Here is a 10191-nt window from a genome sequence, read left to right as displayed (position 1 = left end):
ACAGTGATGGTCATTGTGGGAAAGGTGTCGGCATAGCTTGAATCGATGCCATCTGATCCACCGCCATCGCTGGCAAGCCAGCTCCCACAGGTTTTTGCTGTCGCTGGGGATTATGGATCTATCCCCGAACGGCGTAGGAGTGAGCCTGCTCGCGATGGCGTTGGTCCAGTCAATGAGGATGTTGACTGGGCTGGCCTCATCGCGAGCAGGCTCACTGCTACAGGGATTTGGTCACATAACCCTGTGGGAGCTGGCTTGCCAGCGATGGGGCCGGCAGCCTTCATGCAGCAGCGTTCTTTTCCTGCAATCCGTCAGACGATTCGCTGATTGTTGGCTATGGCGACGTCGTATGAGACGGCCTACCTGACTCTAGGACATTGCCTACAAAACCGCCGGATTCATCCGCTATCTGACAGGTAATGAATACGAAACTATTGAAGGGCACAAAGCAAAAGGACAGTCAGTGCCAACAGCCAAGGAAGGCGCATGCTTCAGAACGATCGGGAAAATCTTGAACTCGAACGGCTACAAAATGAAATACGCAAACTCGTTGTCGAGAGACTCAAGCTCATGGCGGAGGAAAGCAAGTTCAAGCGAGAAAAATTCTGGTATCCCGTTGCCGTCGGTACCGGGGTGTTAACCGCGATTGCCGCAGTATTCAGCCTTTTGGCAAAGCTCTAACCAAACTCACAGAGGAGAAAGATCATGACCCTGGAAGAACGCGTTGCCAGAATTGAACGCCTGTATCGAGAAGACGTTGAACTTGCCGAACGAGCGCAAGACCTTTCCCCAGCGGAAATTCGTTCCGAGTTGTTCAGGTTCAGCATGGGCGCATTATTTGCCTTGGTGGTGCTCACCCTCGGGACGATGGTGCTCCGTTCGCTTTGAAACGTGTCCTGAGCAGACCGGGAGCAGAAATGGGTCTGAAAACGACATTTGACGTGCTCATTGCCGACAGTCATTTTCCCAAAAACGACATCCCGCCGATCTGATCCGTACAACCATTCCTCAGCTAAGTCTTTGCTTCTGCTGATTTATCGCGGAGAATCGCGCCCCTGTTTCGGCCGGAGCATGTCTGTCGGTTTTTTCCGACGCGTCCTGACCGAGTGGCAAGTGACCGGAATGCGGAGATCCGACCGGATGAATGATCAGGCCAAAAGCGTCGACCAGCGCTTTGAAGCAGCAGCACCAGCCGAGCTGTCGAGCTGGAATCGCCAGGACACCACCTGGATGTTGGGACTGTTTGGGACGGCCATCGGCGCCGGTACCCTGTTTTTGCCGATCAACGCGGGTCTGGGCGGCTTCTGGCCACTGGTGATCCTCGCGCTGCTGGCGTTCCCGATGACGTTCTACGCCCACCGTGGCCTGACCCGTTTTGTGCTGTCCGGCCGCGAAGGCGCCGACATCACTGATGTGGTCGAAGAGCATTTCGGCATCAAGGCCGGTGCGCTGATCACGCTGCTGTACTTCTTCGCGATCTTCCCGATCCTGCTGATCTACAGCGTCGGCCTGACCAACACGGTCGCCAGTTTCCTCGAACACCAACTGCACATCACACCGCCGCCGCGCGTCTGGCTGTCGCTGGTGCTGATCCTTGGCCTACTGGCCGTGGTGCGCTGCGGCGAGCAGGCAATCGTCAAGGCCATGAGCCTGATGGTTTATCCGTTTATCGTCGCGCTGCTGTTCCTTGCGGTTTACCTTATTCCGCACTGGAACGGCGGCATTCTCGCCACCGCTTCGCACGTGCCCGCACCGTCGGCGTTGCTGCACACGCTGTGGCTGGCGATTCCGGTGATGGTGTTCTCGTTCAACCACTCGCCGATCATCTCGGCGTTTGCGGTCGATCAGAAGCGTCGTTATGGCGTGCATGCCGAAGAGCGCAGCTCGCAGATCCTGTCCCGCGCCCACGCATTGATGGTGCTGATGGTGCTGTTCTTCGTGTTCAGCTGCGTGCTGACCCTGTCGCCTGAGCAACTGGCGGAAGCGAAGGCGCAGAACCTGTCGATCCTGTCGTACCTGGCCAACCACTTCAGCAACCCGACCATCGCCTTCGCGGCGCCGTTGATTGCGTTTGTGGCGATCTCCAAATCCTTCCTCGGTCACTACATCGGTGCCAGCGAAGGCCTCAAAGGCCTGATCATCAAGAGCGGCAATCGTCCGAGCGCCAAGGCGCTGGACCGCATCGTGGCAGCGTTCATGCTGGTGGTGTGCTGGATCGTGGCAACGTGGAACCCGAGCATTCTGGGCATGATCGAGACCATCGGTGGCCCGGTGATCGCGGCGATTCTGTTCCTGATGCCGATGTACGCCATCCGTAAAGTGCCGGCAATGGCACGCTATCGTGGTCAGGCGTCCAACGTGTTTGTTACCGCGGTAGGCTTGGTGGCGATTTCGGCGCTGATTTATTCGCTGACGGCTTAAATAGCCAGATCAAAAGATCGCAGCCTGCGGCAGCCCCTACAGAGATAAAGGTAGGAGCTGCCGCAGGCTGCGATCTTTTTTTTACATCCTCAACTCAGAACGTAATCGACCGGTTTCAGCGCCGGCGGCACCTCTGCCCCCAGTTCCGCAAGGACATCGCGCTCGATACTGCGCACCAGCGCATCGGTCGGCAGATCGTTTTCATCGCGGCCAAACGGATCTTCCAGCTCATCGGCAATCGCATCCAGGCCAAAAAACGTGTAGCTGACAATCGCCGTGAACAGCGGCGTCAGCCAGCCCAGAGGCTCGGCCATGGCGAACGGCAGCAGGATGCAGAACAGATAAATCGTCCGGTGCAGCAGCAAGGTGTAGGGGAAGGGCAGCGGCGTATTCTTGATTCGCTCGCAGGTCGCCTGCGCCTGGGTGAGGCTGGTCAGATGGTTGGCCAGCAGCATGTAGCGCCACTCGCTCAGTTCACCGTTTTGATGCAAATCGGAACATTGCTGGCCGACCGTTTGCAGAATTCGCCCGCTGTAATCGGGCGTCTGCGCATCCGGTTTGGGCGTGATCCACGCGTTGCTGGCGTCGGCTTCGCTCTCTTTGCGCAGGCGTGCGTTGAGCGCATGAGCGAAACCGCACAGGTTGAGCAGCAACGGCTTGCGCTCGGCAGACTCACGGATGACGTGGGTTTCGCGGATCACCGAGCGAATGTGCACGATCACTTCGCCCCAGGCCTTGCGCGCTTCGTACCAGCGGTCATAACAAGCGTTGTTGCGAAAATTCATGAAGATCGACAGCGACAACCCCAGCAAAGTGAACGGCGTGGCGTTGACCTTGGTGAAGTTGCTCGGGTGCAGGATTTCGATCAGCACAATGGCCGAGGCCAGCAGGGTGACCATCAAGGTGCGCAGGGCGATGCGCTTGGCAATCGAGCCTTTGAGGGTAAAGAGAATGGCGAATTGGTTGGCCTTGGGTCTGACGATCATGCTGTGCGATCCCGGTTAAGCAGGGAAATGGCGGTTCAGCCGCCGGTCATGTTCATGAAGCGTACGACCTGTACGTCGTCGTTGACTTCGAAATTGTGCCGATAGGGCTTGAGTTTCATCGCCGCGATGATGGCTTTCTCCAACCGCTGCGGCTGCCCCGGATGCGCGCGCAACACGGCCTTCAAGTCCACCGAGTGCTCGTTACCCAGACACAGTAGCAGGCGACCCTCAACCGTCAGCCGCACGCGGTTGCAGGTGCCGCAAAAATTGTGGCTGTGCGGCGAGATGAAACCCAGGCGAATCTCCGGGGCTTCGGCCAGCCGCCAGTAACGCGACGGGCCTTGGGTCGACTCGGCAGAGTCGATCAGGGTGTAGCGCTCGGCGATCTTTTCGCGCACCTGCGCACTGGAGAAAAACGACTCCGCACGGCTGTGTTCGCTGATGATGCCCAAGGGCATTTCTTCGATGAAGGAGACGTCCAGCTGGCGGTCGATCGCGAAGCTGACCAGGTCGTTGATCTCCTGATCGTTGCGCCCCTGCATCACCACGACATTGAGTTTAGTGCGGGTAAAACCGGCCTTGCGTGCGGCATCGATGCCGTTGATCACCAGCGCCAGATCGCCGGTGCGGGTCATCTGCTGGAAGCGCTGCGGGTCGAGGCTGTCGAGACTGATGTTCAGGCGCTTGACCCCGGCATCGAACAGCGGCGCCGCGAGTTTGCCCAGTTGTGAGCCGTTGGTGGTCATGCACAGTTCACGCAGGCCGGGCAGGGCGGCGATTTGCTCGCACAGCTTGACCACGCCTGGACGGATCAGCGGCTCGCCGCCGGTGAGGCGAATCTTGCGGGTGCCGAGTGCAACAAAACTCTGCGCCAGTTGATAGATCTCTTCCAGCGTCAGGATTTTTTGCCGTGGCAGAAAATGCATGTCTTCCGCCATGCAATAGACGCAGCGGAAATCGCAGCGGTCGGTCACTGATATGCGCAGATAGTCGACACGGCGATTGTAACCATCGATCAAGACACGTTCTGACACGACAGCCTCGCAGGAATGAAAACCACTGTTGAAAAGGTTTGGTCAGCGCAGGTTATGGATAACTTTCAATGCCGTCCAATCACTGTTAATGACCGGCTGATTGATGCCGTCGATGAGGAATTATTTTCCACAGAAATTTACTGATTTAGTTTCGCAAGGCACCGTAAATAATGGATTTTTCTGCGTGATAGCTATTTTCGATAATGCAGTCATTAATAGCGATTAGACAATGATTTGTATCGATTCATATCCCAGCCCCGCAAATCAAACGACAACTTTTTTACCCTTGAAAGTCGGCCGTCGTTTTTTAACCGAATCAGGTTCATGCCTGTGTGCATCGTCATGGAGATTCGCATGTCCACACCTCGGGCCGTGCCAGCAACGAAGCGGCGTTTCTCTATCAGTTGTTCGTCCGCGCCTTCGGTACCAACAACTTACCCGACTGCTCGCATATCCTGCCGGTGATCCTGATGTACACCTTCTGGAGCTACTACGTATTCCGCGGCAAAGTGAGGATTGGCGATGGCTACCGTTGATTCGTGTGAAGTGAAATCCAGCCCCTGGTACAAGCGTCCGGGTTGGCTGTTGTCGATCTGGTTTGGCCGCGTGGTGTCGCTGGCGATTGTCGCTAGCCTGCTGAAACTGGCGATGTACGCGGCAGGAATGAGAACCCACTGACAATAAAAAACCGGAGACTGACTCCGTTTTTTTTGCCAGAAGTTTCTCTGAAAGTTGCTGATTAGTTGATTTTAGTGTTCCTCCAGCAACACTTGTGTTGCGCCCTATACAGTCGGCAAGGGCGATATAACCTAAGCGTTATTGGTTCTTTTGAGCGGGCGCGCGGCTCATCTAGCATGGGCTCATGGGGCGTTTTTTGACTTTGGGGTTCATAGACTTGCTTGCCTGTCTGGCAACTAACCCGTTGCACTGCCTATCGCGTTTCTAAAACTACAGCAGACATTGCCGTGCACTGATTGCCGACCAACTTTTGGTGGGCGGGGCCGGGTATTAGCTGCGATTCAAGGAGCTGTTACATGCATTACCGTTCCCGTTCATTACTGGCGGCCGCTGTCGTGACCGCCATCTGGCAACTGCCCGCCAAAGCCGAAGAATCCGCTGCGCGTTCCGAAGAGGGCGCCCGCCTGGACACGGTGTTGGTCACCGGCAGCCGAGGCACCGCGCGCACCGTGCTCGATTCGCCGGTACCAGTCGATGTGCTGACCGCCGAAGACCTCAAATCCGCCGGCGCTGCCGACGGTGAACTGGGCGCGGCCTTGCAGACACTGCTGCCGTCCTTCAGCCTGCCGCGCCAGTCCAACTCCGGCGGCGCCGACCATGTGCGCGCCGCACAACTGCGTGGCATGAGCCCCGATCAGGTGCTGGTGCTGGTCAACGGCAAGCGCCGCCACACCTCAGCGGTGGTCAACGACTCCTCGAAAATCGGCCGGGGTACCGCGCCGGTCGACTTCAACTCAATCCCCATCAGCGCGATCAAACGCATCGAAGTGCTGCGTGACGGCGCCGGCGCGCAATACGGCTCCGATGCGATTGCCGGGGTGATCAATATCATCCTCGACGACGCCCCTGAAGGCGGCGAAGTGACCACCAGTTACGGCGCCTTTCACACCCATCAGGACGCTATCGGCAAAACCACCACCGACGGCCAGAACAGCGTGACCACCGCCAAGATCGGCACGCGCCTGGGCGAAGAGGGCGGCTTCATTCGCGGCGGCACCGAGTACAAGGATCGCAACCCGACCAACCGCGCCGGTTTCGATGGCTTCGACGACACCCCGAACCAGCGCAACTACGTGATGGGCGACGGCCTCGCGCGGGACGTCAACCTCTGGTTCAACAGCGAGCTGCCGCTGGCCGGCGGCAAGGCCTACAGCTTCGGCACCTACAACCAGCGCCACACCACCGGCGCCGAATTCTATCGCTATCCGTATGAGCAGCCGCAGTTCTACCCCAACGGCTACCTGCCGCAATCGCTCGGCGACAACAAGGACGTCTCGGCCACCGCCGGTTTCAAAGGCATGATCGGCGACGACTGGGACTTCGACAGTAGCGTCACTCATGGTCGCAACCGCTTTGATGGATCGACCCGACGCACCCTCAACGTCAGCCTCGGCGAAGACTCGCCGACCAAGTTCGATACCGGCGATTACGAGCTGCGCCAGACCACCTCCAACCTCGATTTCAGCCGCGAATTGCGCCTCGGCGAGCGTTCATTTGTACTCGCGGTCGGCGGTGAATATCGCTACGAGAATTACCTGACCTACGCCGGCGACGAAGCTTCTTACATCGGCTCCGGCGCCGATGGTGCCAACGGCCTGCGCCCGAGCGAAGAGTCGGATCTGGATCGCAATGTGTTCGGCACTTACGCCGAACTGTCCGGCGATCTCACCGACCGCTTCTTCGTCGACGCCGCCACGCGTTGGGAGCATTACGACGACGCCGGCAGCAAACTCACCGGCAAACTCAGCGGTCGCTACAAACTGACCGAGCAATGGGCCCTGCGCGGTGCGGTATCGAACAACTTCCGCGCGCCGTCCTTGGCGCAGAGTGGCTTCCAGAACACCACCAGCAACTTTGGCGACGGCGGCACGTTGACCGACATTCGCGTGCTCTCGGTCAACGACCCGATCGCCCGCGCACTGGGCGCGGAAAAGCTCGATCCGGAAACCTCGAAGAACTTCAGCCTGGGCCTGACCTTCCAGTTGAACGAGCGCTTTGATGCGTCACTGGACGTGTTCCGCATCGACGTCAAAGACCGCATCACCTTGTCACAGCGCATCGGCAGTGACGCGCTGGAAAACTACATCAACGACAACTTCGGCGTGGCCGGCGTGCACGACGTCAACTTCTTCACCAACGCCGCCGACACCAGCACCCACGGCGCCGAACTGGTGCTCAACTATCATCAGCCGTTCTATGAAGGGCAACTGGGCCTGACCACGGCGTACACCTACAACCACACCAAAGTCACCAGCACCAAGGGCACGCCATCGCAACTGACCGCGTTGGGTATTGGCAATGACGCACTGGTTGGCGTCGAAGAAACCAACACCCTGACCGACGCGGCGCCGAAGGATCGCTTCATCTTTTCCGCCAACTGGGCCAGCGAGCATTGGGGTTTGCTCGGGCGCCTGACGCGTCAGGGCGAGACCACTCGGGTGTTTGATTTCGGTGATTCGCAACCGGAGCAAACCTACGGCGCGGTGTGGCAGCTGGATGCCGAGGTGGCCTACAAATTCACGCCGAAATTCAACATCGCCGTGGGCGGCAACAACCTCACCGACAACTACCCGGAACGTTCCGGCTCGGCGATCAACTACGGCGGCAACTTGCCGTACGACGTGCTCTCACCGATCGGCACCAACGGCGCTTACTACTACGCCCGCGCTACGTATGGTTTCTAACGCGGGGCCGGGGCGGCATCTGCCGGTTTTTCAGGCGCTGCTGATCACGCTGGGCATGGTGATCACCACCGACATCCTGAAAACCGCGCCGACCGTGGCGCTCAACGTCGGGCCGGAGCATTTCTACCTGGTGTGGGTGCTCGGCGGTGTGGCGTCGATGATTGGCGCGCTGTGTTTTGCCGAAATGGCCACGGCGTTTCCGCATCCGGGTGGCGACTACCATTTTCTGCGCACGGCGTATGGCGAACGCATGGGGTTTCTGTTCGCCTGGTCGCGGTTTTCGGTGATGCACACGGGCTGGATTGCGCTGTCGGCGTTCATGTTTGCCGATTACTTCAATGCGGTTGTGCCGTTGGGACAGTATGGCTCGGGACTGTTTGCCGGCGCGGTGATAGCGGCGTTGGTGCTGCTGAATCTGACGGGGAAACACATCGGTTTCATCACGCAGACGTTGCTGGTGGGATTGCTTGCACTGGGTTTCTTGAGCATCGCCAGCGCCGGTGTGTTTCTGGCCTGGCAAGGTATTGAACCGCCGGTGCCCAACGTGTCGGTGCTGCCTGAAAACAGCGGTATGGCCGGGTTTTCGGCGGCGATGATTTTCGTGTTTCTGGCGTTTGGTGGCTGGAGCGATGCGGCAACGTTATCGGCGGAAGTGCGTGACGGTCGGCGGGGGATTTTCATCGCCATGCTGGGGGCGCTGAGCGTGTTGATGATCATCTATCTGGCGCTCAATTGGGCGTTCGTTCAAGGCCTGGGATTCGCCGGGCTGGCGGCGAGCAATGCGCCGGCAGTGGAGCTGTTGAACCGCGCTTTTGGCGCTCCGGGGGTCATGTTGATTTTGCTGATGGTGGGCATTGCCGCCATCGCCACCATCAACTCGACGCTGCTGGTGGGTGCTCGCACCACCTACGCTGCTGCTCGCGATGTGCCGCAGTTGCGCATTTTTGGGGATTGGGATGATCGCCACGGTGTGCCGCGCAAGGCGTTGCTGGCCGAAGGCGCGGTGGCGTTGTTGCTGGTGTTGTTTGGCAGTTTTACCCAGAGCGGCTTCAATACCATGGTCGAGTACCTGACCCCGGTGTATTGGTTGTTTTTGAGTTTGAGCAGTGTCGCGTTGATCATTTTGCGCCGGCGCTTTCCGCAGGTGCCGAGGCCGGTGAGGGTGCCGTTGTATCCGCTGTTGCCGTTGCTGTTTTTTGGGTTGTGCCTGTACATGCTGTATTCCAGCGTGACTGTGGTCGGGTATGGGGCTTTTCTGGGGATTGGCGTGTTGCTGGTGGGCGCGTTGATTCTGGCGGGGTTGAGTCGCGTGGCGTTGACGCCTCGGCAAGCTCCTGAACCGCTTTCGGACTAGAACGAAACCTGCGCCGGTTGCGACAGCCGCAGGACCGAAAGGTCGCCGGTGATGCGTTTGTACGCCAGGCGTATCGCTTCGATGTTGTTACCGTTTTTCGCACTGTTCTCATGCAAGATCACAATGACTTTGGTGCTCAAGCGCTCTGGCTCCTTCGCCCCGTGATCGCTCCACTGCCCGTAAGCATCGAGCACCGTGAAACCGTCGGGAAAGCGCGGCGTCACTTCCCTGTCGAGAAACTCACGCCAGCGCGCCGGGTTGACCGCACCGTCCTTGCCATCAATCGACCCCACCGAGAAGTACAACTCGGTGCGCAACCATTGCGCCTGCGCCGGTCGTGCGGCGTCGCCTTGCAGGGTTGAACTGGCGGGATCATGGGTGTGAACGGACGCAGGAGGAGGGCTGGCGCAACCGGCGACTGCGAGGAACAGTGCCGCCAGCAAAAGACGTTGAGGCATGGAACATCCTTATTGAACGGTGGGTGAACATGGCGAGTATAAGGTTGCCCATTGATCGTCAATAAAGACCTAAAAAGCAGCCTGATAGGCGCTTCGGGCATAACTGATTCACACCCCCCTGTAGGAGTGAGCCTGCTCGCGATAGCGGTGTGTCAGCCAACTCATTATTAGCTGACACGGCGCCATCGCGAGCAGGCTCACTCCTACAGGGGGTTTGTGGTGTGGTGCAGATTGCATTCACGCCGCATGACCTGTTGGAGATAGCATTCACGCCGCATGACCTGTTGGAGATAGCATTCACGCCGCATAACCTGTGGGTGTCTGGCTTGCCAGCGATAGCGGTGTGTCAGCCAACTCATTATTAGCTGACACACCGCTATCGCGAGCAGGCTCACTCCTACAGGGGGTTTGTGGTGTGGTGCAGATTGCATTCACAGCGCATGACCTGTGGGAGTCTGGCTTGCCAGCGATAGCGGTGTGTCTGTCGCTGGAGATTTTGAATGGGTTGGCCCCTTC

The 10191-nt window shown here is 58.6% G+C and carries 9 protein-coding genes and 2 pseudogenes; 8 read left to right on the top strand and 3 right to left on the bottom strand.

The window, feature by feature from the left end; translation table 11 throughout:
* Positions 1 to 486 precede the first annotated feature (486 nt).
* From EJA70_RS28310 to EJA70_RS28300, 3 genes are all read left to right on the top strand, one after another.
* Complete coding sequence (locus EJA70_RS28310) at positions 487 to 681, top strand: hypothetical protein (protein ID WP_158835571.1); 195 nt, start codon at positions 487 to 489, stop codon at positions 679 to 681.
* A gap of 24 nt (positions 682 to 705) precedes the next feature.
* A complete protein-coding gene (locus EJA70_RS28305; protein ID WP_158835568.1) occupies positions 706 to 888 on the top strand; it encodes a hypothetical protein in 183 nt (60 codons plus the stop codon).
* Between the two features lie 252 nt (positions 889 to 1140).
* Entirely contained in the window at positions 1141 to 2421 is a 1281-nt protein-coding gene (locus tag EJA70_RS28300) for a serine/threonine transporter (protein WP_008085734.1), read from the top strand.
* An 89-nt stretch (positions 2422 to 2510) separates the two neighbouring features.
* On the opposite strand, the gene EJA70_RS28295 is transcribed toward EJA70_RS28300, so the two are convergent.
* On the bottom strand, positions 2511 to 3407 hold the full coding sequence (locus EJA70_RS28295) for a bestrophin family protein (RefSeq protein WP_158835565.1): 897 nt from the start codon (positions 3405 to 3407) through the stop codon (positions 2511 to 2513).
* A gap of 35 nt (positions 3408 to 3442) precedes the next feature.
* Positions 3443 to 4441 carry a GTP 3',8-cyclase MoaA gene (gene moaA / locus EJA70_RS28290; RefSeq protein WP_158835562.1) on the bottom strand — a complete coding sequence of 333 codons (999 nt, stop codon included), beginning with the start codon at positions 4439 to 4441 and terminating at the stop codon, positions 3443 to 3445.
* Between the two features lie 359 nt (positions 4442 to 4800).
* Between moaA and EJA70_RS31490 the strand changes: the two are divergent.
* The 5 genes and pseudogenes from EJA70_RS31490 to EJA70_RS28270 form a co-directional block, all read left to right on the top strand.
* Positions 4801 to 4896 (top strand): annotated as a pseudogene (locus EJA70_RS31490) (hypothetical protein); the annotation flags it as partial.
* Positions 4894 to 4977: pseudogene (locus EJA70_RS31220) on the top strand (hypothetical protein); the annotation flags it as partial. The pseudogenes EJA70_RS31490 and EJA70_RS31220, both read left to right, overlap by 3 nt.
* Positions 4964 to 5119: a DUF2474 domain-containing protein gene (locus tag EJA70_RS28280; protein ID WP_158835556.1), complete on the top strand. Its 156-nt coding sequence runs from the start codon at positions 4964 to 4966 to the stop codon at positions 5117 to 5119. The pseudogene EJA70_RS31220 and the gene EJA70_RS28280, both read left to right, overlap by 14 nt.
* Positions 5120 to 5475: 356 nt before the next feature.
* A complete protein-coding gene (locus EJA70_RS28275) occupies positions 5476 to 7863 on the top strand; it encodes a TonB-dependent siderophore receptor (RefSeq protein ID WP_158835553.1) in 2388 nt (795 codons plus the stop codon).
* Complete coding sequence (locus EJA70_RS28270) at positions 7853 to 9217, top strand: APC family permease (protein ID WP_158835550.1); 1365 nt, start codon at positions 7853 to 7855, stop codon at positions 9215 to 9217. Before EJA70_RS28275 ends, EJA70_RS28270 begins: the two co-directional genes overlap by 11 nt.
* Here the strand turns inward: EJA70_RS28270 and EJA70_RS28265 are convergent.
* On the bottom strand, positions 9214 to 9675 hold the full coding sequence (locus EJA70_RS28265; protein WP_158835547.1) for a DUF3574 domain-containing protein: 462 nt from the start codon (positions 9673 to 9675) through the stop codon (positions 9214 to 9216). The genes EJA70_RS28270 and EJA70_RS28265 overlap by 4 nt on opposite strands.
* Between the last annotated feature and the right edge of the window lie 516 nt (positions 9676 to 10191).

The organism is Pseudomonas sp. PB103, assembly GCF_009764635.1.
Classification (GTDB): domain Bacteria; phylum Pseudomonadota; class Gammaproteobacteria; order Pseudomonadales; family Pseudomonadaceae; genus Aquipseudomonas.
Note: the sequence above shows the minus strand (reverse complement) of the source record. Positions and strands in the feature narration are given on the sequence as shown.